This window comes from Sphingomonas sp. R-74633, from assembly GCF_013416555.1.
Lineage (GTDB): Bacteria > Pseudomonadota > Alphaproteobacteria > Sphingomonadales > Sphingomonadaceae > Sphingomonas.
Genome location: NZ_JACCFG010000004.1, coordinates 465,430 through 491,019, shown reverse-complemented (window position 1 = coordinate 491,019; position 25,590 = coordinate 465,430). Strand labels below are relative to the sequence as shown.

Sequence of the window (25,590 nt, the reverse complement as noted above, 5' to 3'; positions counted from 1 at the left end):
GTCCTTGTTCAGAGGTGGGCATGAACGGGGTTACTGAACTGATCGCAGAGGACGCCCGAACCTGGGTGATCCGGCTGCAGGATACGGCATTTGCCGATTGGGACGCGTTCGCCGACTGGCTTGAGCGCGATCCGGCGCATCTGGCTGCCTATAACGCAGCGCTCGACAGCGACGAGGTGATGGCGGGGCTGTTCGCGCAGGCGCCCGTGCAGGATCTCGAGCCTGCCGCGCCGCCGCAGCGCCGGCTCTACTGGCTTTCGGGCGGTGCCGTCGCCGCCGCGCTCGCGCTGGTCGTCGGCTGGACGAGCCTGAGCGGCCCCGCCGCGCGGACGGAATATGCCACGGCTCCCGGCGAGCATCGCGAAGTCGCGCTGGCCGACGGGTCGAGGATGGTGCTCAACGGCGGCACCCGCGTCGCGCTGATCGACAAGCGCGAGGCGGAGCTGATCCAGGGCGAGGCGCTGTTCGAGGTCCGCCACGATGCGGCGAACCCGTTCATCGTCAAGACCGGTGGGGCGGTGCTGCAGGATGCAGGCACCGTGTTCAACGTGGTGCGCGACGAAAGCGGGCTGCGTGTCTCGGTGGCTGAGGGTGCGGTGATCTACCAGCCTGGCAGCCAGGCGGTGCACCTGGCGCCCGGCGATGCGCTAAGCGTTCCCGCCAGTGGTGCGCCGCAGCTGACGCGCACCGTGCCCGCCGATGTCGGCGCGTGGCGCGGGGGGCAGCTCGTCTATCGCAACGCTACGCTCGACCGGGTCGCCGCCGACCTGTCGCGCAACCTCGGCATCAAGGTGCGCGCGGGCAAGGGGACCGAGGCGATCCCGTTCACCGGCACCATTTCCACCCAGGGCGGCCCCGGCGCGGTGATCGAGCGGATCGCGGCGCTCACCGGCACCAGGGCGACGCGCGCAGGCAAGGGATGGACGCTGGACGCGATCGACGGTGCGCCGCGCTGAGCTGATCCTTCCGCTCGCGCTGCTGGCTGCCCCGCCTGCCTTTGCGCAGGAGAAGCGGCATAGCGTTTCCGTGCCCGCGGGGCGTCTCGATGCCGCCGTCTTCACGCTTGGCCGCCAGACCGGCAGCAGCATCGGGCTGCGCGAGCCGGGGCTGGGCGCGGTCAGGGTCCGCGCGGTCAAGGGCAAGCACAGCGTCGACGGCGCGCTGGCCGAGATGCTCAAGGGCAGCGGCACGCGGGCGCGGCGCGTGGCCAACGGCACCTGGCTGATCGAGCGCGCGCCGGTCGAGCGGCCCAAGCCACGCCCCGCGCCGCCGCCCGAAGAGCCCGACGCGCCGCCGGCCGAGATCCTGGTCACCGGCAGCAAGCGCGACATTCCGCTCAAGGCCTATCCGGGCGGCGTCCAGATCGTTGAGGGCAGCGACATCCCGGTGTCCGAAGGGGGCAAGGGCAGCGACGTGATCGCCAACCGCGTCGCCAGCCTGGCCTCCACGCATCTCGGGCCGGGGCGCAACAAGCTGTTCATTCGCGGCATCGCCGATTCGAGCTTCGTCGGCCCCACCCAGGCGACCGTCGGCCAATATTGGGGCAACAGCCGGATCACCTACAGCGCGCCCGATCCCGACCTGAAGCTCTACGATATCGGCCGGGTCGAAGTGCTCGAGGGGCCGCAGGGCACGCTCTACGGCGCGGGATCGCTGGGCGGTGTCGTCCGCGTGGTGCCGCGCGCGCCCGATTTCTGGGCGAGCGGCGGGCAGGTGTGGGGCGGCGGGTCGATCACCGAGCATGGCACGCCGAGCTGGGACGTGGGCGGCATCCTCAATTTGCCGATCAAGGAAGGCGAGCTGGCCGCACGCGTGCTTCTCTTCAGCGGGCGCGACGGCGGCTATATCGACGACCGCGAGCGCGACCTGAAGGACGTCAACAGCGTGCGCACCACCGGCGGGCGCGCGGCGCTGCGCTGGGACGTCGATGGCTGGACGATCGACCTGAACGGCGTCGGCCAGAGCATCAAGGGCGACGACGCGCAATATTCGGACGGGCAGGGCAACGGCCTGTCGCGCGCCAGCTCGATCGCGCAGCCGTTCGAGAATGAGTTCTGGCTGGGCGAGCTGGTCGCGCGCAAGCGCTGGGGCACGCTCGAGCTGAGCTCCGCCTATGCCTATGCGCAGCAATATGTATCGGAGGTGTTCGCCGGCGCCTCGGTGAGCGACATCAATGCCGCTTTCCCGGTCGTGACGCCCGCAGCGCCGCTGATCGGCTATCAGCAGGTCAACCGCGTTAATATGCTCACCACCGAGACCCGGCTCTCCCGGCGCGGCCCGCGCGGCACCGGCTGGCTGATCGGCGTGAGCCTGTTGCAGAACAAGGGACGGGTGAACCGCAGCTTCGGCAGCCGCCGCTTCGCGCTCACCGGCGTGCGCAACACGGTCGACGAGGCGACGCTGTATGGCGAGGGCACGATCGAGCCGATCCGCGGCGTGACGATCACCGCCGGCGGCCGGCTCACTCGCTCGCATCTGACCGGCAATGCCGAGGATACCGACCGCTTCCTCGCCTTCCGCGAAGACCCGGCCGCCAAGGCCGCGCGCACCGAGACCCGTCTGCTGCCCTCTGCGGCGATCGCCTATCAGCCCTATTCGGGGCTCACGCTGTTCGGCCGGTTCGAACAGGGCTTCCGCCCCGGTGGCCTCGCGGTGCGCCGCGATCTGATCCAGCGCTTCCAGGGCGACCGGCTCTCCACGGTCGAGGCGGGCACGCGCTATACCGGTAACGGGGTGAGCCTGACGGCCAGCGCATCGATGACCTGGTGGACCAGCATCCAGGCCGATCTGATCGACGGCTTCGGCTTTCCGACCACGGCGAATATCGGCGACGGCCGCGTGCTCTCGCTGGGCTTTGCGGCGCGCTGGAAGGCGGCGCCGGGGCTGGACCTCGATGCCTCGCTCTATCTGAACGGCTCGAAGGTCACCAATCCGTCGCAGGCGGTGTTCCCGCTCGCCGAGGGGCCTTCGGACTTCAATCGGCTGCCCAATGTCGCCGACGCCAGCGGCCGGCTGGGCGCCGCCTATCGCACCAGGCTGGGCGGGGGCGACACCGAATTCTCGGCGACCAGCTATCTGCGCTATGTCGGGAAATCGACGCTCGGCATTGGCCCGGTGCTCGGCAAGTCGCAGGGCGATTATGTCGATACCGGGCTGGAGCTGCGGCTCGAGCGCGGGCGCCGCGCGCTGACCCTGTCGGCCACGAACCTGCTCGATACCCGCGGCAACCGTTTCGCGCTCGGATCGCCGCTGCTGATCCGCGACAACAATCAGATCACGCCGCTGCGCCCGCGCACGCTGCGGCTCGGCCTCGAAGTCGGCTTCTAAAATTTTTTAAAAAAGCGTTGCGGGATCGCCACACGGGCTCCGTCTCATCATTGCCCCCGAGGCAAGGCGAGCCTGACCGTCCCCCGGCACGCTCGCCTGTCCTCGAACCCCCGGGAGGGCGCGCCATTTGCGTATCCGTGCCCCGGCGCGTCCCTCCCGGGGTCTTCAGAGCCGACATTCAGCGGGGCCAGTAAAGGGATCGCATGAAGCTCTTCCTCGACGGCGAGATTGCCCGTTTCGCCCGCGTCGCGCCTGGTGCCGATCTCGAACTTGCCGTCGTCATCCCGACCTTCAACGAGCGCGCCAATGTGCCGCTGATGATCGAGAAGCTCGACAAGGCCCTGGCCGGGCGGAATTGGGAAGCGATCTTCGTCGACGACAACAGCCCGGACGGCACCGCCGAAGCGGCGCGTGCGCTGGGCCGGATCGACCCGCGGGTGCGGGTGATCCAGCGGATCGGCCGGCGCGGGCTTTCCTCCGCCTGCATCGAGGGCATGTGCGCCACCGCCGCGCCCTTCGTCGCGGTAATCGACGGCGACCTGCAGCATGACGAGCGACTGCTGCCCCGGATGCTCGATGCGTTCGATGCCGATCGCGGGCTCGAAGTGATCATCGGATCGCGCTTCGTCGCAGGCGGCGGGACCGGCGAGTGGGACAGCGACCGCGTCGCCAAGTCGGCGCTCGCCACCCGCCTTTCGCGCAAGGTGCTCAAGGCCGACCTGTCGGACCCGATGAGCGGCTTCTTCATGATCCGCACCGGGCTGCTCCGCGACCTGGTGCCCAGGCTCTCGGCGATCGGCTTCAAGATCCTGCTCGACATCATGACCGCGGCGCCGCGGCCGCTGAAGTTCCTCGAGCTCCCCTATGTGTTCCGCACGCGGGAATTGGGCGAGAGCAAGCTCGATCATGTCGTGGCGATGGAATATCTCATCGCGCTGTACGACCGGATGTTCGGCAAGGTCGTGCCGGTGCGCTTCGTGATGTTCTCGGGCATCGGCGCGCTGGGCGCCGCGGTGCATTTCCTCGTGCTGGGGACGCTGTTCGGTGCGCTGAACTGGCCGTTCGTCGGCGCGACGGTGGCGGCGGTGGTCGCGGCGGTGAGCTTCAACTTCCTGCTCAACAATGCGCTGACCTATCGCGAGCAGCGGCTGAAGGGCTTCGCGCCGATGCTGCGCGGCTGGGCGAGCTTCTGCTTCGTCTGCGGCGTGGGCGCGGCGGCGAATGTTGGCGTCGCGGCGTTCCTCCACAACGTTCAGCATGGCGACTGGCGCTTTGCCGCGATGGCGGGGATCGCCGTGGCAGCGGTGTGGAATTTCGCGCTGTCGTCGCGCTTCGTCTGGGGGCGCTACTAAGCAGCACCTGAGCTGTTCCCCGGCGAAAGCCGGGGCCCAGAGTTTCTCTGCCGTATCGCTTGTGGCCCTGGGCCCCGGCTTTCGCCGGGGAACAGAAGAAGTAGCCGCGAAGATCAGGCCGCCAGCTTCAACTTCCCGCGCCGCGCGGCACTGCGTGCGCCGCCGCCGATCAGGGTCTGCAGGTCGATCATCCCGCGTGCCAGCCCCAGCCCGGGAGGCGCGGCGATGTAGCGCGCGGTCCAGACGGGCGAGAATTTGTCCTTGTAGGCGCGCAGCCCTTCAAAGCCGTAGAATGCGTCGCCATGCCGGTAGAGCAACGCCCCGATCCGCGCCCAGATCGGCGCGAGGCGGCGGGATTCGATCCCCGATAGCGGCGCCATGCCGAGGTTGAACCAGCGATAGCCCTGGTCGCGGCCCCATAGCATGAGCTGGACGAACAGATAGTCCATCGTCCCGTACGGCATGTCGGCAAGGTGGCGCATCAGGTCGACCGACAGCTCCTCGCGATTCTCGGTCGCCCAGACATTGGCGAAGGCGACGATCGCGCCGCCACGCCGCACCACCGCGCAATCGAAGCGGCCGATATAGGCAGGGTCGAAGCGGCCGACCGAGAAAGCCTTTTCGCTATTGCCCTTGTCGCGCAGCCAGGCGTCGGAGATCGCGCGCAGCTCGGCCATGATCGCGGGGAGTTGCGCGGCGGGAATAATCTCGAAGCTGGCGCCCTCACGCGCGGCGCGGCGCTCGGAATGGCGCAGCGAGCGCTTCTCGGGGCCTTCCATCGTGAAGCCAGGCAGCGAGACGCGGGCTTCCTCGCCATATTTCACCAGCTGGAGACCGAGATCGATCGCGATCGGCAGGCTCTCGGTGGAGATCTGGTAGAGCAGCAGCCGGCCCTGCGCGGCGTCGGCCATTTCGCGGATCCGCCAGAGCAGGTCGCCCCATTCCGCGCGCGGGCCCACCGGATCGCCCATCACGATCCAGCTCTGGCCCTGCACCTGATACATCAGCAACGTCTCGCCGCTCGGCGAACGCAGGAAGCGCTTGTCGCCGGTATAAGCGAGCATCGCATCGGTGCGGTTGGCATAAGCGAGCGCGGTGCGCGGCATGTCGGTGTCCGACTCGTGCGCCTCGCGCTTCGGCTGGGCATAGCCGAACCACTGGGTTACCGCGACGCAGGTCAGCGCCACAGCGGTGGCGAAGCTTGCGCGCAGGAAGCGCGAGGCGTCGCCGCGCCAGGCGAATTCCCACCAGAGATCGTCCTGATAGGGCACATGCTTGAAGGCGAAGAAGCCGATCCAGGCGGCGAGCGCGACGGCGACTGCGACCGAGAGCAGCGCGCGGGGCGACAGCGCGCTGGTCAGCGCGGTCTTGCGATAGAAGGCGGTGCGCGAGAGCTGGAGCAGGCCGGCGATGATCAGCAGGATCGCGGCTTCCTCATAATCGACGCCCTTGAGCAGCGAGAACAAGGCCGCCGCGAGCAGCAGCGTGCGGCAGAGGTGGAAGGCGGCGTCGAGGCGGCGGTAGAGCGCGGGCGCGATGAGCAGCAGCGCGGTGCCGGCGAGGCTGGCGGCGATGTGTGATGCCTCGACAAAGGGGAGGGGCACGAAGGCGTGGAGCACCTTGAGGCGCGCGGGGATTGCCGGGAGCGAGCCCGAGACGAGCAGCACGATCCCGCCGACAAAGACGAGTGCGGCGAGGAAGGTCGGCGCGAGTCCGTGCATCGCCAGCCCGGCGGCACGAAGCGCGGCGATCGGCTTCTTGAGGTGGCGGCGCTCATGCACCGCGAGCAGCGCGCCGGCGACGAGCAGCGGCAGCACGTAATAGATCAGCCGGTAGAGGATCAGCGCCGCAAGGATGTGCGAGGGGTCGGCACTGGGGAGCACCGCCAGCATCACCGCCTCGAACACGCCAACGCCGCCGGGGACGTGCGTCACCAGCGCGGCGATGATCGCCAGTGCATAGCCGAGGAAGAAGGCAGGGAAGGCGTTGAGGCCGGCGCCCGGCACGAGGATCAGCAGCGCGGCGCTCGCCAAAGCGAGGTCGATCGCGGAGGTTGCGATCATGCCGAGCGCCTGGGCCATGCTGGGCAGGCGGAAATGCCAGCGCCACAGCTTCCGCTCGCGCGGCCGGCCGCGGAGCAGCGCGAGCCCGCAAAAGGTCGCGCCGAGGATCGCGGTGCCGAGCAGATGCTGCGCGGTGGTAGAGATAGAGACGCTGCCCAGCGCGAGGGCGCTGCGGTGGACCGCCAGCGCGGTGCCGGCCATCACCACTACGCCCGACCAGAAGGTCATGCTGGCGGTGGCGACGACCTTGACGATGTCGGGGGTGTCGAGCCCGGCGGCGCTGTAAACGCGGTAGCGCGCCGAGCCGCCGGTGAGCAGCGCGAAGCCGAGATTATGGCTGAGCGTGTAGCTGGTGAAGGACGCCAGTGCCGCGGTGCGATAGGGGAGCGGCCGGCCGACGATGCGCAGTGCCAGCACGTCGTACAAGGTGAGCATGAGGTAGCTGGCGGCGGTCATGGCGAGCGCGCCCGCGATCTGCCACGCGCCGATCGCGTGAAAGGCCGCGCGGACGTCGCGCCAGCGCACTTCGTGGAGCAGCCCGTGCAGCGCCGCGAAGGCGAGCGCGACGATCGCGACCACGGCGCCGATCTGCAGCGCGGCCCTGGGCGCGCGGCGCATCAGCCGCGGTTCCATACCTGCGACTTGCAGATCCAGCCGCCCAGGATGCACCCGCTGATCTTCAGGCTGTTCGGGCCCTGCTGCTCGATCTTCGAGTAGAAGGTCCGGCCCATGTCGGGGACATAGACCTGGCCCTGCCACTTGCCGTTGCCGGTGGGGTGATAGTCCTGGAGCAGCTCGGTGCCGATCAGCTTGGGGACGCCGCTGTCCCTGGCGTCCTGCTGCGCCTGGGGATTGGCCCAGACCACCCAGCCGCAAAGCTTGTCGCCGCACGCGCCGGTCTTCACCTTCACGGTGCCGCGCGGATTGACCCAGGTGCCGACCACGCCGGCGGTCGCGGCGGCGACGGGGGCCTGGGCCGAGGCCTGGACCGCGCCGAGCAGCACCGCGCCCAGACCGATGCCGGCCAGGATCTTGCCAAAACGCATGGAAATCTCCCTAAACTCGCTCTCTCGTGGTGCGCTTTGCCCCCGCGCGCCTGTCGGGCGCGTGGTCGCATTCCTAAATTTTGGTAATGTCGGCGATTGCCCAGCGCAGCGTGCGGTAGAGGCCGTCGGCGTCGTAATGGAGGTTGTGCCCGCCCGGCAGCGCGACGCTGCGCAAATTATGCTGCTTGAGCATCGGGCACAGGCTGTCCTTCTCCTCGGCGCCTTGCACGCACAAGGCCGGCACCCAGGTGAGCCGGCGCGCGGTGGGCAGCGCCATCGCATCGGGCTTGGCCCAGTTGACCAGCTCGGAGGGGCTGGCGCGGTAGAAGACGGTGTCGGTCGGCACCACCAGCGCGACCATCTTCACTTTCGCGCGCAGGTCTGCGGGGAGGCCGGTCAGCCCGACGTGCACCATGTCCGCGCCGAAGGACTGGCCGATCAGCACCACCCGGTCGGCATGGCCGAAGGCGAGCCCGCGGCGCACCGCGTCGGTGATCAGCGCCTGGATCTCCGCAGGGGTGCGCTCGTGCCGGAAATAGGCGAGCGAGCTGACGCCGACCACGGGCATGCCGTCGGCGGCGAAGCGCCGGGCGATCTGCGGCCCCATGCCGATCTTGAAGCCCATGTCGCCCGAGACGAGCACCACCGCCACACCCTTGGCTGCGGCGGGCGTCGGCCGGGTCGGCGCGATGTCGTAATAGACCGGCCCGCCGAGATAGCCGATATAGCCCAGGAAGCCGGTGAACCCGGCAAGCAGCAGCGCCAGCGCGGCGAGTGTTATCCTGATCGTACGACGGCGGCGCATGCGTGAACTCCCATGAAGTCCCGTTCATTTAGGCAGGCAGAGTTCGCGGCGCGGTTGCCGGATGATGACCAAAGCTTAACGTGACTTGCCCGTGGCTTGCGGGCATCTCCACCGTGCAATGACCAGCAGCGACATCCAGGAAGGCGCCACCACTAGAGCCAGGATCGGGCGCGGGCCCGACGGCTTTGTGATGATGCTCGTCCTGTCCTTCGCGCTCAGTGCCATGGTGATCCTGGGCTGGGCGTGGCGATCGGGAATCAACCACGTCTTTTCCGCGCAGAGCGGTGCGGCCCTGTTCCCCGGCTTCACCGCCGAGCAGGGCAATGCCGCCGCGCACGGCCTGGTCGTCACCAGCCTGCGCTCGGGCAGCGAGGCGGCGAAGGACGGCATGGAAGTGGGCGACGCGATCGTCGCGATCGACGGCCGCCCGATGGACTCGCTCGATTCCGCACGCCGCTATCTGCGCGAAGACCATCAGCCGGCACTATCGCTCGACTTGGTGCACCAAAAGCAGCTACGCCATCTCAAGCTCTTGCGGAGTGCGAGTGGAGACAATGGGGCACAAGCTGCTGCTGGTGGAGGATGACGAACCTACCGCCGCGTATATAGCCAAGGGAATGGGCGAAGAGGGGTTCACCGTCGACCGCGCCGACAATGGCCGCGACGGGCTGTTCCTCGCCAGTGATGGCAGCTACGACGCGATCGTCCTCGATCGCATGTTGCCCGGGATGGACGGCATGGCCGTGCTCGGCGCGCTTCGGGCCGCCAAGATCGAGACCCCGGTCATCATCCTCTCCGCGCTCGGCACGCCCGACGACCGGATCAGCGGGCTCACCTCGGGCGCCGATGACTATCTCGTAAAGCCGTTCGCCTTTGCCGAGCTGCTCGCGCGCGTCCGCCTGCTGCTGCGCAAGCGCGGAGCGGCGGAGAATGCCGTCACCAAGCTGGGAATCGCCGATCTCGAGATGGACCTGCTCTCGCGCCGGGTGAAGCGCGGCGACCGCGTCGTCGATCTCCAGCCGCGCGAGTTTCGCCTGCTCGAATATTTCCTGCGCCACCCGGATCAGGTGATCACCCGCACGATGCTGCTCGAGGGCGTGTGGGACTATCATTTCGATCCCGGAACTAATGTGATCGACGTCCATATCAGCCGGCTCCGCAAGAAGCTGGACGATGGCGGCGAGCCGATCCTCCACACGATCCGCGGTGCCGGCTATCGGCTCGGCCCGGCTGCGTGAGATGAAACCGCGCTGGGGGCAGTTCCTGCGCTCGGTCACGGCGCGATTCGTGATCGTCGCCTTTCTGGTGCAGCTTACCGTCACCGGCGGCATCCTGCTGTTCGTCCAGCAATCGAGCGAGACCGCGCTTGCCGCCGAGCAGAAGGCGCTGGTCGTCGAGCTGCGCGATGATCTGGTCTCCGCCTGGCATGCAGGGGGTGACGCGGCGCTGCGCACGATCATCGACGTCCGGCTTCAGCAGGCGCATGGCAGCCCGCCGGTGATCCTGCTCGCCAGCGCCGGCGAGGATCCGATCCGCGGCAATCTGGGCGATTGGCCGACGGTGCTCCCGGCGCAGACCGATTGGCGCGCGATCGAGCTCTACCGCACCGGCAGCGACCGTGCCGAGCTGATGGGCGTCGCTTCCACCACGCTGCCGAACGGCGAGCGGCTGCTTGCCGGCCATGTCATCACCGCGAGCCTCCGCCTTGCCCGGGTGAATGAAGAAGCGATCACTGCGGCTTTGGTGATCGGCGTGGTCTTTGCGCTGCTCAGCGCGCTGCTGATCGGTCGGGTGCTCTCCAACCAGATCCAGGGCGTGGTGACCACCGCGCGCGACGTGGGGGAGGGGCGGCTCGGGCGCCGCGTCGCCACCGACGGCAGCGGCGATGCCTTTGATGCGCTTGGCCAGTCGGTCAACGCGATGCTCGACCGGATCGAGGCGCTGGTCTCGCAGCTGCGGATGATGACCGACGGGCTGGCGCATGATCTCCGCTCGCCGGTCACCCGGATCAAGGTCACGTTGGAGCGCGCGATCATCGAGACCGACGACGAGACCGCGCTGGCGGCGCTGGAGCGCGTGTCGAACGAGGCGGAGACGCTGCTCGGCATGCTCTCCACGGCGTTGCTGATCAGCCGGGCCGAGGCGGGAATCGGGCGCGACCGCTTCGTCGACACCGATGTCGCCGCGCTGCTCGAGGACCTGGGCGAAGTCTATGGCCCGCTGGCCGAGGATCGCGGCTTCGAGATCGCGGTCGAGGCCGAGCCCGGCCTGCATGTGGCGCTGCACCGCGAACTGATCGGCCAGGCGCTGGGCAATCTGATCGAGAATGCGACCAAATATGCCGAGGGCGGCGGGCATATCACTGTGCGGGCCGCGCGCGAGGCGGGCGGGATCGCGCTGTCGGTGGCGGACGATGGCCCGGGCATTCCGGAGGAGCGGCGCGAGGAAGCGATGCGGCGGTTCGGCCGGCTCGATCCCGCGCGGCACATCACCGGATCGGGACTGGGGCTCTCGCTGGTCGAGGCGGTGGCGCGGCTGCACCAAGGGAGCTTCGTGCTGGAGGATGCCGAGCCGGGGTTGCGGGCGGTGATCCGGTTCTAAAATCCCACTGCCGCTTTGCGGGAGAGGGGCATGAGCAGTCCTTCATGCCCCTCTCCCCGACCCTCTCCCCAAAAGGGGAGAGGGCGTTAGATCGCCAGCGCGTAGGTCAGCACCAGCGCGACCAGCGTCATCAGCGACATCGCCGCGATGAAGGTCACGTCCGCCACGCGCTCCAGCGAATGGAGCCGTTTCGACGGGCCGTTGCGCAGCGCGAAATAGCTCGTCAGCGTCGCAATCAGGAACAGCACCGAATCCAGCGCGAGCATGTCGTCGGCCAGCGTGTTCGCCTTCCGCATCGCGATCACCACACGCAATATTCCGATCGCGGTGAGGCATACGCCGACCATCGCCGCAGCGATCGGGCAGATCATTCGGCAGGCGCGCTCGTCGAGCGTGTACTGGCTGTGATGCTCCTGCGGCGGCCCCTTCACGCGGCGGCTGCCTGTGCCTCGACCCGGCCGCTGCGCTCGAGCTTGCCCCAGCCGACCCACGGCCCGCGCAGCGCGTTGGCGACAGCGCGGATCACCACCCAGTACATCAGCTGGCGATAGACAAAGCGCTGGGCGAGCAGCAGCAGCCCCGGATAATGCGTCTCGCGCTTCTCCATCCGGTACGCGACCCAGCCGCACAGATAGTCGATCGCCATGAACGACACCCAGTAGATCGCCATCCGGATCACATCGCTCTGCGTCTGCGCCCAGCCATGCTGGTAGACGCGCAGCGCGGTGCCGACGATCGAGATCAGCAGCGCCGCGTCGATCAGCGGCGAGATCAGCGCGAAGGCGATCTGGAACACCCAGGCCTGCGGAATGCCGACCAGCGCCAGCCCGGCGGGCTTACGGGTGCTGAGGATCGCGCGGTGCTTCCACAGGCATTGCAGCGTACCGAACGCCCAGCGGAAGCGCTGCTTGGCGAGCGCGCCGAAGCTCTCGGGCGCCTCGGTCCAGGCGACGGCGTCGATGTCATAGCCGACGCGCCAGCCCTTGCGCTGGATCGCGATCGTCAGGTCCTGGTCCTCGGCCAGCGTGTCGACCGGATAGCCGCCGACCTCGTCGAGCGCCGCCTTGCGCCACGCACCGACCGCACCGGGGACGACCATGATCGCATCGAGGCTGTCGAGCGCGCGGCGTTCGAGATTCTGCGAGGTGACATACTCGACCGACTGCCAGCGCGTGACGAGGTTGACCCGGTTGCCGACCTTGGCATTGCCGGCGATCGCGCCGATCTCCTCGTCCTCGAACCAGCGGGCGAGGCGGGCGATGGTCAGCGGCTCGAACTGCGTATCGGCATCGAGCGCGATGACGATGTCGCCGCGCGCGATCTCCAGCCCCTTGTTGAGCGCCCGCGCCTTGCCGCCATTTTCCAGCGTGAGCAGCTGGACGCGCGGGTCTTTCGCAAAGGCAGCGCGCACGACGTCGCTGGTGCCGTCCTTCGAGCCGTCGTCGAGCACGATCACCTCGACATTGACCTGCTCGCTGGCGAGCACGCGGCGGATCGAATTCTCGATCACCTTGACCTCGTTATAGGCCGGGATCAGCACCGAGACGAAGCGGCCGGGATCGATCTCGGGCGCGACCGGCCGGTTCTTGCGGCGGTTGCCGTTCACCGCCAGCGCGGCGAGGACGAGGGCACGCGCGATGCCCAGCGCGATCGCGGCGAAGAACAGCCACTTCAGCGCGAAGCCGATCATCGCGAAGATCAGGAAGATGCCGACATCGGTCCGCACGGCCGCCAAGTCTGCGCCCTGCACTTCGGGCATCACCTGGTCGCGGGACAGGCCGGCGAGCTGCGAGACGGGGACGAACTGATAGCCCCTGGCGCGCAGGGCATCGATGATCCTGGGCAGTGCCGCGATCGTCTGCGAGCGATCGCCGCCGCCGTCATGGAGCAGGATGACCTGGCCCGACTGGTTATAGTCGCCGGCCTCGACCTCGCGCAGCGTGGTATCGACGATCGCATCGACGCCCGGGCGCTGCCAGTCGTTCGGGTCCACATGCAGCCCGACATTGGTGTAGCCGGCGCGCTGCGCGGTGAGGGCGGGGATCAGTTCGTCCGCGGTCGTCGGCTCGGCGTCGCCGAAATAGGGTGCGCGGAACAGGCGGACCGAGCGGCCGGTATAGGCTTCCAGCAGGCGTTGGGTCGCGTTGAGCTCGATCCTTGTGCCGCGCGCCGAGGCGAGCGCGAGGTTCGGGTGGGTGAAGGTGTGGCTGCCGATCTCATTGCCTTCCTCGACGACGCGGCGGACGAGGAAGGGCTCCTCCATCGCATTCTCGCCGATCATGAAGAAGGTGCCGGTGACCTTCTTGGCCTTGAGGATGTCGAGGATCTTGGGCGTCCAGTCGGCATCGGGGCCGTCGTCGAAGGTCAGCGCGACCTTGCCGGGCATATAGCCCGTGCGGGTGACGACATAGGGGGTGGGCAGCGACTGGAACTGCTCGTCGACGATCAGCCCGTTGGGGTTCTGGAGGATCGTGCGCGCGCCGACGCTCGGCGTGCTGGTGATGCGCAGGATCTCGCCCGATCCTTCGACATCGACATCGCCCACCGCTTCGATGCGGCGCAGATCGGGGATCTTGCCCGAATGCGCGGCGGCGAGCGCCGGCCAGAAATTGGAATCCTCCGAGCCGAGGCGCCACAGCGCGACGCCGCCGACGCCGCGCAGGTTCGCCGCGCGCAGCTGGTTCCAGGCAGTGGTGGCATCGGCCAGCCACACGGTGTGCTCGGTGCCATTCTCTTCATAGGCGAAGCTCTGGTTGCCGCTCGTCCGGTCAAAGGTGATCGTCGCGTCGCTGTCATGCGCGATCAGCCAGGCTTCTTCGATCGAGATCGGATCGGCCTTGCCGGGGGCGGTCCAGTTATAGCCATAGTTGGCGATGCCGACGATCAGCTTGTCGGCGGGCACCTGCTTGAGCGCGGCGTTCATCTGGTTGACGAACCAGGCCTGGCTGGCAATCGGGCCCGCGCCGGTGGCGGGGGCGTGCTCGTCATAGTCCATCAGGATCACCCGGTCGGACACGGCGGCATAAGCCTTCATGTTCCAGTCGTCGTCCTGTGCCGGCACGGTGACGGCGATGCTCAGCTTTGCGGCGGCGAAGCGGGTGTGGGCGTCGCGCAGCAAAGCGAGATAGTCGTGCTGCGAGGCGGTCGGCAGCTCCTCGAAGTCGAAGACGGCGCCATCGGCCTTGCGGGCGACGAGGGTGCGCTGAAGGTCGTCGAGGAACGCGGCACGCGCCTTGGGGTCGTGGAGGAGCGCGGCGGCGCCGGCGCTGTCCCAATTGTCGCCGGTGGCGTTCTGCACCATCGGCAGCACCTTGGGGCGCCTGGTGGCACCGGCGATGATCGCGTCGAACGGGACATCGGGCGCGACCGCGACGCGGTGCTGCGGGCCGGTGACGGTGTAGAGCGACGGCACGACCCAATCGAGATCATTGACGTGGCGGCGCAGCGATGCGCGGCTGGCATCGTCCCAGGGCACATAGAAGCCCACCGCCAGCGGGGCGCTCGAGGCGTGCGCCTTGCCGCGCGGGAGCCATGAGGCGAAGCTGTGGCGCAGATGGTTGGCCTGCTGTTTCAGCGAGCGCGGCTGGGGATGCTCCATCGACATGGCGAGCGGGCCGGGGGTGGGGACGCGCACCAGCGTCATCGCGAAGGCGCCCGCCGCGAGCACGACGCCGAGCAGCAGCAGGAAGAAGGCCCGCATCGTCCAGCGGTTACGCTTTCCGCTCGCGTCGAAGAAGATCGGACGTTCCATCGCCATTGCCCTGTGATGTCGAAAATGGGTGCGGCGCCCGGCCCGAGGAGTGCGGAGGGGCCGGACGCCGCTGGTTTGCCGGCCCGTGAACGCTGATCAGGGCCGACCCTGTCTAGCTAGCGGGGCCAGCCCTTCCCGGACCTGCCCGCCAGATTAAAATCCTGTCATGTCCGGGTGCCGGACAAGCAAACGGCCGGCGCGCAAGGGGGGAACGCGCCGGCCGCTGCATGGGTGGGTGCGGGCTAAAAGAGGGAGACCCGCACCCTCGGCGTCGCTTCACAACAGGGCGTGAGGCGATGCCGATTTGGTAATGTCAGTTGCGTGCAGAAATAGTCGTCGCAGGCTTGTGCGCGAGGCGGGCATCCGCAGTCGACCAGGCCGCCGAACCGGCGATCACCGTGGCGATGGCCAGCAATGTGAGCGTGAGGCGGCGGTTGGGCATCTGGGATACTCCCTTCTCGCGATCGCTTCGGCGACCGTGAGACAGGGAATAGCCTTTGCAAGGTGTCGCGGCGCTGGCCGTCAGGTTACATTTCGGACATATTCGCGCAGGCCCAGCCAGCGGGCGATCCCCGGGGCGGTGCGCCGCGCGACCAGCTCAAACGCCGCTGCGAGGGCGAGCGTGATCCCGAACAGGGGCAGCAGCACGCCGAGCAGGACCGTCGCCCCGACCAGCGCCCAGCTGTGCCTGAGCGGATCCTTCGCCGCCGGCGCGCCCAGCCTGCCCTGAGGCCGCCGGCGCCACCACAGCACCGCGCTGGACACCGCGAGCAGCACCAGTCCGATCAGCACGAGCAGGTTGACGAGCTGGTTGAGCAGCCCCAGCCAGGCACCTTCGTGCACCGCCACGCCGAAGCCGACCGCCCGGTCGATCCAGTGCCGGTCGCCATAGCCCTGCGATCCGATCACCGCGCCATCGTCGCCGATCTCGACCGATACGCGCCGGGTGCGGTCTTCGGCCTGCGACTGGACAAGCCAGCGGCCGCCGATTTTGGTCGGTGGGCTCACTTCGGCGGGCGCCGCTAGTCCGAGCGTTATCGCCCTGGTCACCACCCGGTCGAGCGCCGGGCCCTTGGGCGCGACATGCATCATCGTCATCCCGTGATGCTCGGCATGTTCGTCGAGCATCGCGCGCACGCCCTTGTCGAGGTCGGCACGCGCCTTTGCATCCGCCTCGGACCCGGCAGACCAGTCCTGGCGGTAGGCGGCGGTGCGGGTCACGACGCGGACCTGCTTGAGGTAATCGCCCCAGTTCTTCGCCCAGGGCAGGCCTGAGGCGATCAGGAACACCGCGGCCAGCGACACCCACAGCCCGGTCACCGCGTGCATGTCGCGCCAGAAAATGCGCCTGCCACCGCGAAGGCGCGGCCAGGCGATGCCGCCGAGGCCCTTACCGGCGCGCCCGCGCGGCCACCACAGGAACAAGCCGGTGAGGATCATCACGATCGTCCAGCAGGCGGCGATCTCGACCAGCGCCGATCCCCATTTTCCGGCGAGCAACTCGCCGTGCAGCCGGAAGATCACGCGCATGAAGCGGTCTTCCTCCGTCACCTTCTTCAGCACCTGTCCGGTCTGGGGGTGGACCCAGACGCGTGTCTCCTCCGCGCCGGCGCCGACCAGCAGCTGCACCGCATCGTCCGGGGCCTCGGGCAGCACATATTTGTGGAGCACCGATCCCGGCACCGCCGCCGTGCCTGCGGCGACGATCTTCTCGGGCGCCAGCATCGGCATGCCGGGCTGGGCCACATGCGTGTACGGCGCGTAGAGCCAGCCCTCGATCTGCGGCTTGAACAAATAGATGCCGCCGGTCACCGACAGCCACAGGATGAAGGGCAGGCAGAAGATCCCGGCATAGAAATGCCAGCGCCACACCGCGCGAAACCAGCGCTCATGCCGAACGGTCGCCTCGCTCACAGCGTCCACCCCGCCTCGACCAGGAAGCTGCGCTGCGGATAGGGGTGATAGACCCAGGCGCGGTCGTTGGTGATGTTGTCCACTCCCACGCTCAGCCGCAGATTGTCGGTCATCTTCCAGTTCACCTTGGCATCGAGCGCGAACAGCTCGGAGGTATAGCCGAACGTATCGCCGCGCTGCGTTCCGAACAGATCGGTATTGGGCCGCGTCGCATAGCGCATTCCGATCGAGGCGAGCACGCGCGTCGTGACCGCGTAGCGCAGATTGGCGTTGAGCCGCCAGCGCGGGATGCGCGGGAACTGGACGCCCTCCGCTGTCGGCGCGCTGTCGTTGCGGACCGTCTTCGAGTCGATCCAGGCGACATTGGCGTCGAGATCGAGCCCGCGCACGCCGACGTCGCGCGCCTCGGCGATCAGCTCGAGGCCATATTGGCGGGTGCGGTCGATATTCTTGAAGTTCGAGGTGGTGATGCCGTTCTGGTTGAACCCGACGAACGAGAAGATCGTGTCGTCCACGTGCTGCCAGAAGGCCGAGCCGGTAAGCTTCAGCGCGCCGAAGTCGTGGGCCACCAGCAGATTGGCATCGCGCGAGCGCTCGGGCTTGAGGTTCGGATCGAAGCTGTTGGCGTTGAAGCTGCCATCGCCGTTCAGGCTGCCCTGGAACAGCTCGCCCACCGTCGGGAAGCGCGTCGCCTCCGCCAGGCTGAGCTGTACGCTGGTCGCGCCGCCATGCCATTCGGCCGAGAATTTGGGATCGAAGGCGGTGTCACTGCGCGCCACATAGCGGTTGGTCACCGGCGTGCCCGAGGTGCCGATCCGCCCGAGCCCGCCATCGAACGCCCGCCAGCTCTCGAAGCGCGCGCCGAGCGTGAAGGCCAGTGCATCGGCATGCAGCCGCCCCTCGGCCCAGCCGGCGAGCAGGCGCGTCTTGCCGAAGGTGCGGGTGGAAAAGGCACGTCCATCGTCCGCGCGCCAATTGGGCACGGCATAGTTGGTCAGGTCGGTCTGATAGAGATTGGCGCTCGCCCCGGCGGCGAGATCGAGCGCGCCCATCTTCGCATCCAGCGACGCCTCGGCGGTGTACCAGCCGGTCGGCCCCTGGCGCGCCAGTGTGCCAGCGCCGTTCGATGCGCCGGCGGCATAGCTGGCCGAGGTGAACCCGTCCGAACGCGTGACCTGATAGGTCGAGACATTGAGCTTCGCCGTCACATCGTCACCCAGCGGCGCGGCGATCTTGGCGCCCGCCAGATATTCGTCGCGCACGGTTCTCGACCATTTGGCGCCGGACGCGGTCCAGGTCTGGCCGAGCGTGGTCACGCGGCCTTCGCAGACCTTGTTGCCGGCCGCATCGCGCAGATAGCAGTCGGGCGCGTACTGGGCGTCGAGATTGTGCCAATAGGCGAACAGCAGCTCGCCGGTGACGCCCGAGGCGCCGTCATAGCCGATGCGCAGCTTTGCCTGGTCCTGCGTGGTTGCCGCCGGGCTCTGCGCTGCGAAGATCGGGTTGGCTGTAGTGCCGGGGGCGTTGGGAATCGCCTGGCCCTTGTCGACCACCGCGCCGGTGACGACCGTGCCGGCCGCGCCCGTAACCGGGGTCAGGCCGTACCAGCTCATCGGCTGGCCATCATTGCGGAAGTGCCGGCCGGAAAGCCGCGCCGACCACGGCCCGTCCTTCTGCCGCCAGCCAAGGCCCGCCTCGCCCGACCAGCCCCAATAAGTGGCGTGGGTACCGTACTGGTCGAAAGGCTCGGCCAGTCCCTGGACGGTGACAAAGCCTTCGGTCTTCTGGGGCGAGCGCGTGGTGATGTTGACGATGCCGCCCATCGAATTGCCCGAATAGCGCGCCGAATAAGGGCCATAGACAATGTCGAACTGCTCGACTTCGCCCGGACCGACCACGCCCCATTTGGGCGCGAAGCCGAACGAGTTGCCGAGGAAGTTCGACACCACGAACCCGTCGACCATCACCAGCGTACGGGCGCTCTGGGTCGAGTGGGTGCCGCGGAAGCCCGGCACGCCGTTGGAATCGCCGGCATAGCGTTTGCGCACGAAGAAATCGGGCGCGTACTTCATCAGATCCTCGACATTCTGCGCGTTGACGCCGGCGAACTGCTCTTCGCCGAGACTTACCGAGAGCCCGCGCGGATCGATGCTGATCGGCGCGTCCTTCTGGCCGACGACGAGAATGGAGCTTTCCTCCTGCTTGTCCTCGGCTTGCTGGGCGAGGGCAGGGGTAGCGAGACAGAAGAGCGGCAGCGCAACGATGCGCGCACGGCGAGACATGAACATGCGAATATCACCTGAAACGAACGAAAACCGTGCCGCGCAGCAGCGCGGCGGCGTGGTTCAGGTGCGGGCAGGCGGTCCTTGCGAAGGCGGACGGGCAAATGCACGGCGGCGCGGCGCGGGCTGGGCGGTCGCGGCAAAGCCGAGCGCGAGCAGGAAGAGGAACGCCGCGAGGAGCAGCACCGGATCGGCGCCGCCCATCGTCGCATGGCCCAGCGCGGAGAAGGCGCAGCCGCCGTCCTGCTTGGCGCTGTCAGGCTTCTTGGCGTGATCGGGATCCATCGGCACGTCGATGGTCATCGTCGCCGGGCCGTTGCCGTCGCAGATCGCCATGGTCAGCGTCTTGCCGCCGGTATCGGCGAGCATATAGCCCGCCGGGACGAACGCCTTCACCGCCAGCGCCGCGGCGATCAGCCACAATGCCAGCCAGCGATGCTCTTTCAGGAAGACGCGCCATGCCCCCATGGCCGGCGTGGCTACGCGGTTTGGCGCCACCTGTCACCTGCGTAATCGTGCAGGCGATATGGGCATTTTGTCCCATGACCTTGGCAAGGAAGGGGCGTAAGGCCCGCGCATGACCCAGCAACCGATCCTCGTGCTCACCACCGGCGGTACGATCGACAAGCAATATTTCGACGCGTCGAGCAAATACACGATCGTCGGCACGATGATGTCGCGGCTGCTTGAGGTCGGGCGTGTGCTGAATCCCTTCGAGATCGAGGAAGTGATGCGCAAGGACAGTCTGGAGATGGACGATGCTGACCGCGCGCTGATCGCGTCGCGTGCCGCTGCCGCTTCGGCGAGCCGCATCGTCATCACCCACGGCACCGATACGATGACCGAGACGGCCAAGGCGCTGGCGGGGATCGCCGGCAAGACGATCGTGCTGGTCGGCGCGCTTGCTCCGGCGCGCTTCGCGGAGACCGATGCGCCCTTCAACCTCGGCATGGCCTTCGCCACCGTCCAGGTCGCGCAGCCGGGCGTCTACATCACGATGAACGGCACCGTGTTCGAAGCGGGCAAGGTGGTGAAGGACCGCGAGGCGGGAAGGTTCGTGGAGATCTGACGCCTTCTTTCCTCGGCGAAGGCCGGGGCCCAGTCCTTGAAATCACGCGCCATGGCGCGTCTTCGCCGCGCACGCTTAATCTGGGCCCCGGCCTTCGCCGGGGAAAGTGCTGTCTATGAGATCGATTTTAGAGGCGGGCCGGTTGCAACGGCCCGCCTCCATCCCTTGCCGTTTCCGGCAAGGAAGGACTGCCTACAAGATACCGGGCAATTTCAGCCTCTTCTCACGCGCACAGTCCAAAGCTTCGACGTAGCCGGCGTCGGCGTGCCGCATCACGCCGGTTGCGGGGTCGTTCCACAGCACGCGTTCGAGCCGCGACGCCGCCTCCTGCGTGCCGTCGGCGACGATCACCATGCCGGCGTGCTGCGAATAGCCCATGCCGACGCCGCCGCCGTGATGGAGCGACACCCAGGTCGCGCCCGATGCGGTGTTGAGCAACGCGTTGAGCAAAGGCCAGTCGGATACCGCGTCCGATCCGTCGCGCATCGCCTCGGTTTCGCGATTGGGGCTGGCAACCGATCCGCTGTCGAGATGGTCGCGGCCGATCACGATCGGCGCCTTGAGCTCGCCGCTCGCCACCATCTCGTTGAAAGCGAGGCCGAGCCGGTGGCGGTCGCCCAGCCCGACCCAGCAGATCCGCGCGGGCAGGCCCTGGAAGTGGATGCGCTCGGCGGCCATGTCGAGCCAGTTGTGGAGGTGCGCGTTGTCGGGCAGCAGCTCCTTCACCTTGGCATCGGTCTTGGCGATATCCTCGGGGTCGCCCGACAGCGCCACCCAGCGGAACGGGCCGATCCCCCTGCAGAACAGCGGGCGGATATAGGCGGGGACGAAGCCGGGGAAGTCGAAGGCGTTGGCCACGCCCTCGTCGAGCGCGACCTGGCGGATATTGTTGCCGTAGTCGACCGTCGGCACACCCGCGGCGTGGAAGTCGAGCATCGCCTGCACATGCTGCGCCATCGAGGCCTTGGCCGCCTTGGCGACGGCTTCGGGATCGCGCTCGCGCTTCTCGAGCCACTCGGCGACGGTCCAGCCGATCGGGAGGTAGCCGTTCACGGGATCATGCGCGCTGGTCTGATCGGTGAGCAGGTCGGGGCGGATACCGCGGGCGAACATCTCGGGCAGCAGTTCCGCCGCGTTGCCGAGCAGGCCGACCGAGACGGGCTTGTCGGCGCGCTGGATAATGTCGAGCGCTTCCTCGATCGTCCCGGCTTTATGGTCGAGATAGCCGGTGCGCAGGCGCATCTCGATCCGGCTCGGCTGGCACTCGATGGCGAGGCAGGATGCGCCCGCCATCACCGCCGCAAGCGGCTGGGCGCCGCCCATGCCGCCCAGGCCGGCGGTGAGCAGCCAGCGGCCCTTGAGATCGCCGCCATAATGCTGGCGGCCCATCTCGGCGAAGGTCTCGTAGGTGCCCTGCACGATGCCCTGGGTGCCGATATAGATCCACGAGCCCGCGGTCATCTGGCCGTACATCGCCAGACCCTTGCGATCGAGCTCGTTGAAATGCTCCCAGGTCGCCCAGTGCGGCACCAGGTTAGAGTTGGCGAGGAGGACGCGGGGGGCGTTTTCGTGGGTGCGGAAGACGCCGACAGGCTTGCCCGACTGGATCAGCAGCGTCTCGTCGGCCTCGAGATCGCGTAGCGTTGCAACGATCTTGTCATAGCTCTCCCAGTCGCGCGCGGCGCGGCCGATGCCGCCATAGACGACCAGCTCCTCGGGCCGCTCGGCGACGTCGGGGTGGAGGTTGTTCATCAGCATGCGGAGCGGCGCTTCGGTGAGCCAGCTCTTGGCGGTCAGCGCGGTGCCGGTGGCGGGCTTGATGATGCGGCTATTGTCGAGGCGAGTCATTCCGGGGCTCCGGCGAAGGTCAGGCAGGCGGTGAGAACCTGGGTCAGGGCGGCACGCATCGGGGCGGCGCGGGCGTCGTCATAGGGCGTGGGCCAGTGGCCCTCGTCAAAGGCGGAGGGCTCGTCGATATAGCCGCGGCAGGCCAGCTCCATCTGGATGGCGTGGACGCCCTGTTCGGGGCGGCCATAGTGCCGCGTTGTCCAGCCACCGCGAAAGCGGCCGTCCGTCACCTGGCTCCAGGGGGTGGAGGCACAGGCCGCTTCGACGGCGCGGGCGAGTGCGGGGGCACAGGTGGTGCCGCCATTGGTGCCGATGTTGAACTGGGGCAGTTCGCCGTCAAACAGGCGCGGGACATGGCTGCGGATCGAATGGGCGTCGTAGAGCACGACCTTGGGGTGGATCGCGCGGAGGCGGGCGATCTCGGCTTCGATAGCGGTGTGATAGGGATCGAAGAAGGCGGTGCGTCGCCGTGCGATCTCGTCGGCATCGGGGTTGCCGTCGCGGTAGAGCAGGTCGCCGTCGAAGGTCGTGGTCGGGCAAAGCTCGGTCGTTGCCTGGCCCGGATAGAGCGACGCACCCGAGGGATCGCGGTTCACATCGATCACGCTGCGCGAGATCCGCGTCCGCACCGTCGTCGCACCGAGATCGGCGGCGAAAGCATAGAGCCGGTCGATCCACCAATCGGCATCCTTGGTCGCCAGCCAGGGCGAGATGAAGCGATCCTCGACATCGGCGAGGTCGGTGCCGGTATGCGGGAAGGCGACGATCAGCGGCGCTTCGCCGCGGTGAATCTCGAGCCAGCTCATGCGACGCCCGGTAGTGCGATCGCCGCCGCCTCGGCCACGCCGCCGCAGCGCACGATTGCCGTGGCGGCTTCGATGTCGGGGTGGAAATGCCGGTCATGGTCGAGTGTCTGCACTTCGCGGCGCAGGCGGGCGCGGACGCGTTCCAGCGCCTCCGACGAAGTGAGCCCTGCGTGGAAGTCGCAGCCCTGCGCGGCGGCGAGCAGCTCGATGCCGATCACCGCGCCGGTGTTCGCCGCCATTTCGAGCAGGCGGCGCGCGCCGTGGGCGGCCATCGAGACATGGTCTTCCTGGTTGGCAGAGGTCGGGATCGAGTCGACGCTCGCCGGAGTGGCGCGCTGCTTGTTCTCGGAAACGAGCGCGGCGGCGGTGACCTGAGGGATCATGAAGCCCGAATTGAGCCCCGGCTGCGGCGTGAGGAAGGCGGGCAGGTTGGAGAGTGCGGGATCGACGAGCATTGCCACCCGCCGCTCGGCGATCGAGCCGATCTCGCACAGTGCCAGCGCGATCATGTCGGCTGCGAAGGCGACGGGCTCGGCGTGGAAATTGCCGCCGGACAATGCTTCGTCGGTCTCGGGGAAGATCAGCGGATTATCGCTGACGCCGTTGGCCTCGGTCTCCAGCGTGGTCGCCGCCTGGCGGAGCAGATCGAGCACCGCGCCCATCACCTGGGGCTGGCAGCGCAGGCAATAGGGGTCCTGGACGCGCGGATCGTCGTCGCGGTGCGAGGCGCGGATCGCGGAGCCGGCCATCAGACTGCGCAGCGTCTCGCCGACGGCGATCTGGCCGGGATGGCGGCGGAGCATGTGGATGCGCGGGTCGAACGGCGCGTCGGTGCCCTTGGCCGCCTCGGTCGAAAGCGCGCCGGTGACGAGCGCGGCCTGGAACAGCGTCTCGGTCTCGAACAAGCCCGCCAGCGCATTGGCGGTGGAGAATTGGGTGCCGTTGAGGAGGGCGAGACCCTCCTTGGGGCCCAATGTCACTGGCTGGAGACCTGCCTCGGCCAGCGCCTGTTCGGCCGGCAGCACGCGGCCATCGACTTCGATCGAACCGACGCCGATCATCGTCGCGGCCATATGCGCGAGCGGGGCAAGGTCGCCGCTGGCGCCGACTGAACCCTGGCTCGGCACGACCGGCGTGAGCCCCATGGCGAGCATCGCCTCGAGCAACGCCACCGTCGCCGGCTGCACGCCCGATGCGCCCTGCGCCAGGCTGGCTAGCTTGAGCGCCATCATCAGCCGCACGATCGGCGCGGGGGAAGGCGCGCCCACGCCGGCGGCGTGGCTGAGCACGATATTGCGCTGGAGCGTCGCCAGGTCCTCGGCCTCGATCTTGACGCTGGCGAGCTTTCCGAAGCCGGTGTTGATCCCGTAGACCGGTTCGCCATGCGACAGGATGCGCGCGACCGCGGCGGCGCTCTCGGCGATGCGCGGGGCAGAGGCGGGGTCGAGCCTGGGCACCGCGCCGCGCCAGATTGCGCGCCACTCGGCCAGCGGCACGTCGCCGGGGATCAGCAGGATTTCGGTCATTCGCCCTTCCAGATGCGGGCATGAAGCGGGTTCAGCCCCATGCGATAAACAAGCTCGGCCGGCCGCTCGATGTCCCAGAGCGCCAGGTCGCAGCTCTTGCCGACTTCGATCGTGCCGATTTCGTGCTGGAGCCCGAGCGCGCGCGCCGCCTCGCGGGTCACGCCAGCCAGGCATTCCTCGACGGTCAGCCGGAACAGCGTGGCGCCCATGTTCATGACGAGCAGCAGGCTGGTGAGCGGCGAGGTGCCGGGATTGCAGTCGGTGGCGAGCGCGATTGGTACGCCGGCGTCGCGCAGTGCCTGGATCGGCGGGAGGCGGGTCTCGCGCATGAAATAATAGGCGCCGGGGAGGAGCGTGGCGACCGTGCCGGCTTCGGCCATCGCCGCGATGCCGGCATCGTCGAGATATTCGAGATGGTCGGCCGAAAGCGCGCCATAGGAAGCTGCCAGTGCGGCGCCCTGCTGGTTGGAGAGTTGCTCGGCGTGGAGTTTCACCTTGAGGCCGTGCTTCTTGGCGGCCTTGAAGACGCGCTCGGTCTCGGTCAGCGTGAAGCCAATGCCCTCGCAAAAGGCGTCGACCGCATCGGCGAGCCCGGCTTCAGCCACTGCTGGTATCATCGTCTCGCAAACGAGGTCGATATAACCAGATTGGTTTTCTGAATATTCGGGCGGCAAGGCGTGTGCGCCAAGGAATGTCGTTGCGATCCGAACCTTGCGTTCGCGTGCCAGCGCCTGTGCCGCGCGCAGCATCTTGCGCTCATCGTCGAGTGCCAGGCCATAGCCTGACTTCACTTCGACAGTGGTCGCGCCCTCGGCAATCAGCGCATCGAGCCGTGGAAGGGCGCTCGCAACCAGTTCGGCTTCGCTGGCTTCGCGGGTGGCGCGCATCGTCGAGACGATCCCACCGCCGGCCCGCGCGATCTCCTCATAGCTCGCGCCCTGCAGGCGGAGTTCGAACTCGTGTGCGCGGTCACCACCATGAACCAGATGGGTGTGACAGTCGATCAGCCCAGGCGTGATCCAGCGGCCTTCGCAATCGATCGTCTCGGCCGCCGCTGGGGCTTCGCTTGCCAGCCCGACCCAGGCGATCCGGCCGTCTTTCGCCGCCACTGCACCACGCTCGACGACACCCATCCCGGGGCCCGCCATCGTTGCGATCCGTGCATTGGTCCAGAGTCGGTCCATGCGCGCATCCTTGCCC

20 protein-coding genes are annotated in these 25,590 nt (G+C 68.1%); 7 read left to right on the top strand and 13 right to left on the bottom strand.

Translation table 11 applies throughout. The annotated features are described in order from the left end of the window. Window positions 1-20: 20 nt before the first annotated feature. The 3 genes from HZY97_RS15655 to HZY97_RS15645 all read left to right on the top strand — a co-directional run bounded on the left by HZY97_RS15655 (window position 21) and on the right by HZY97_RS15645 (window position 4,679). A complete protein-coding gene (locus tag HZY97_RS15655) occupies window positions 21-956 on the top strand; it encodes a FecR domain-containing protein (RefSeq protein ID WP_180145673.1) in 936 nt (311 codons plus the stop codon). Continuing rightward, window positions 943-3,327, top strand: coding sequence for a TonB-dependent receptor domain-containing protein (locus HZY97_RS15650; protein ID WP_180145671.1), 2,385 nt, complete (start codon window positions 943-945; stop codon window positions 3,325-3,327). The genes HZY97_RS15655 and HZY97_RS15650 overlap by 14 nt, the downstream gene beginning before the upstream one ends. Before the next feature lie 203 nt (window positions 3,328-3,530). Then, window positions 3,531-4,679, top strand: a complete 1,149-nt coding sequence (locus tag HZY97_RS15645; RefSeq protein WP_180145669.1) for a glycosyltransferase family 2 protein — start codon at window positions 3,531-3,533, stop codon at window positions 4,677-4,679. 113 nt (window positions 4,680-4,792) lie between these two features. Here HZY97_RS15645 and mprF read toward each other — a convergent pair whose 3' ends face one another. The 3 genes from mprF to HZY97_RS15630 all read right to left on the bottom strand — a co-directional run bounded on the left by mprF (window position 4,793) and on the right by HZY97_RS15630 (window position 8,593). Next, window positions 4,793-7,360, bottom strand: coding sequence for a bifunctional lysylphosphatidylglycerol flippase/synthetase MprF (mprF, locus tag HZY97_RS15640; protein WP_180145666.1), 2,568 nt, complete (start codon window positions 7,358-7,360; stop codon window positions 4,793-4,795). Then, a complete protein-coding gene (locus HZY97_RS15635) occupies window positions 7,360-7,788 on the bottom strand; it encodes a DUF2147 domain-containing protein (RefSeq protein WP_180145664.1) in 429 nt (142 codons plus the stop codon). Before HZY97_RS15635 ends, mprF begins: the two co-directional genes overlap by 1 nt. 73 nt (window positions 7,789-7,861) lie before the next feature. Beyond that, the gene (locus HZY97_RS15630) at window positions 7,862-8,593 is read right to left on the bottom strand and encodes an AcvB/VirJ family lysyl-phosphatidylglycerol hydrolase (protein ID WP_180145661.1); all 732 of its coding nucleotides are present in this window, start codon (window positions 8,591-8,593) and stop codon (window positions 7,862-7,864) included. 118 nt (window positions 8,594-8,711) lie between these two features. On the opposite strand from HZY97_RS15630, the gene HZY97_RS15625 reads away from it, so the two are divergent. From HZY97_RS15625 to HZY97_RS15615, 3 genes are read left to right on the top strand one after another with little or no spacing between them, the layout of a single operon-like run. After that, window positions 8,712-9,179 (top strand): PDZ domain-containing protein, encoded by a 468-nt coding sequence (locus HZY97_RS15625; RefSeq protein ID WP_180145660.1) that lies wholly within the window; start codon window positions 8,712-8,714, stop codon window positions 9,177-9,179. Continuing rightward, on the top strand, window positions 9,148-9,831 hold the full coding sequence (locus HZY97_RS15620) for a response regulator transcription factor (protein ID WP_180145657.1): 684 nt from the start codon (window positions 9,148-9,150) through the stop codon (window positions 9,829-9,831). The genes HZY97_RS15625 and HZY97_RS15620 overlap by 32 nt, the downstream gene beginning before the upstream one ends. Beyond that, window positions 9,800-11,194, top strand: coding sequence for an ATP-binding protein (locus HZY97_RS15615; RefSeq protein WP_373684396.1), 1,395 nt, complete (start codon window positions 9,800-9,802; stop codon window positions 11,192-11,194). Before HZY97_RS15620 ends, HZY97_RS15615 begins: the two co-directional genes overlap by 32 nt. An 86-nt stretch (window positions 11,195-11,280) precedes the next feature. Here the strand turns inward: HZY97_RS15615 and HZY97_RS15610 are convergent, their stop codons facing one another. From HZY97_RS15610 to HZY97_RS15590, 6 genes are all read right to left on the bottom strand, one after another. Continuing rightward, entirely contained in the window at window positions 11,281-11,625 is a 345-nt protein-coding gene (locus tag HZY97_RS15610; RefSeq protein ID WP_373684395.1) for a hypothetical protein, read from the bottom strand. Continuing rightward, window positions 11,622-14,945, bottom strand: coding sequence for a glycosyltransferase (locus tag HZY97_RS15605; protein ID WP_180145654.1), 3,324 nt, complete (start codon window positions 14,943-14,945; stop codon window positions 11,622-11,624). Before HZY97_RS15605 ends, HZY97_RS15610 begins: the two co-directional genes overlap by 4 nt. A gap of 313 nt (window positions 14,946-15,258) precedes the next feature. Continuing rightward, on the bottom strand, window positions 15,259-15,387 hold the full coding sequence (locus HZY97_RS21010; protein ID WP_257215099.1) for a hypothetical protein: 129 nt from the start codon (window positions 15,385-15,387) through the stop codon (window positions 15,259-15,261). Between the two features lie 80 nt (window positions 15,388-15,467). Continuing rightward, complete coding sequence (locus HZY97_RS15600) at window positions 15,468-16,859, bottom strand: PepSY domain-containing protein (RefSeq protein WP_180145651.1); 1,392 nt, start codon at window positions 16,857-16,859, stop codon at window positions 15,468-15,470. Continuing rightward, complete coding sequence (locus HZY97_RS15595; RefSeq protein WP_180145648.1) at window positions 16,856-19,147, bottom strand: TonB-dependent receptor; 2,292 nt, start codon at window positions 19,145-19,147, stop codon at window positions 16,856-16,858. Before HZY97_RS15595 ends, HZY97_RS15600 begins: the two co-directional genes overlap by 4 nt. Window positions 19,148-19,204: 57 nt before the next feature. Further along, window positions 19,205-19,639, bottom strand: coding sequence for a DUF2946 family protein (locus tag HZY97_RS15590; RefSeq protein WP_373684394.1), 435 nt, complete (start codon window positions 19,637-19,639; stop codon window positions 19,205-19,207). Between the two features lie 79 nt (window positions 19,640-19,718). Here HZY97_RS15590 and HZY97_RS15585 point away from each other — a divergent pair, with 79 nt between their 5' ends. Continuing rightward, window positions 19,719-20,210 (top strand): asparaginase domain-containing protein, encoded by a 492-nt coding sequence (locus HZY97_RS15585; RefSeq protein ID WP_180145645.1) that lies wholly within the window; start codon window positions 19,719-19,721, stop codon window positions 20,208-20,210. A 192-nt stretch (window positions 20,211-20,402) separates the two neighbouring features. Here HZY97_RS15585 and hutU read toward each other — a convergent pair whose 3' ends face one another. From hutU to hutI, 4 genes are read right to left on the bottom strand one after another with little or no spacing between them, the layout of a single operon-like run. Next, on the bottom strand, window positions 20,403-22,058 hold the full coding sequence (gene hutU / locus HZY97_RS15580; RefSeq protein ID WP_180145641.1) for a urocanate hydratase: 1,656 nt from the start codon (window positions 22,056-22,058) through the stop codon (window positions 20,403-20,405). Beyond that, window positions 22,055-22,864: an N-formylglutamate deformylase gene (gene hutG, locus HZY97_RS15575; protein WP_180145638.1), complete on the bottom strand. Its 810-nt coding sequence runs from the start codon at window positions 22,862-22,864 to the stop codon at window positions 22,055-22,057. Before hutG ends, hutU begins: the two co-directional genes overlap by 4 nt. Beyond that, window positions 22,861-24,390, bottom strand: a complete 1,530-nt coding sequence (hutH, locus tag HZY97_RS15570) for a histidine ammonia-lyase (RefSeq protein WP_180145635.1) — start codon at window positions 24,388-24,390, stop codon at window positions 22,861-22,863. The genes hutG and hutH overlap by 4 nt, the downstream gene beginning before the upstream one ends. Continuing rightward, a complete protein-coding gene (hutI, locus tag HZY97_RS15565) occupies window positions 24,387-25,574 on the bottom strand; it encodes an imidazolonepropionase (protein WP_180145632.1) in 1,188 nt (395 codons plus the stop codon). The genes hutH and hutI overlap by 4 nt, the downstream gene beginning before the upstream one ends. Window positions 25,575-25,590: the final 16 nt, after the last annotated feature.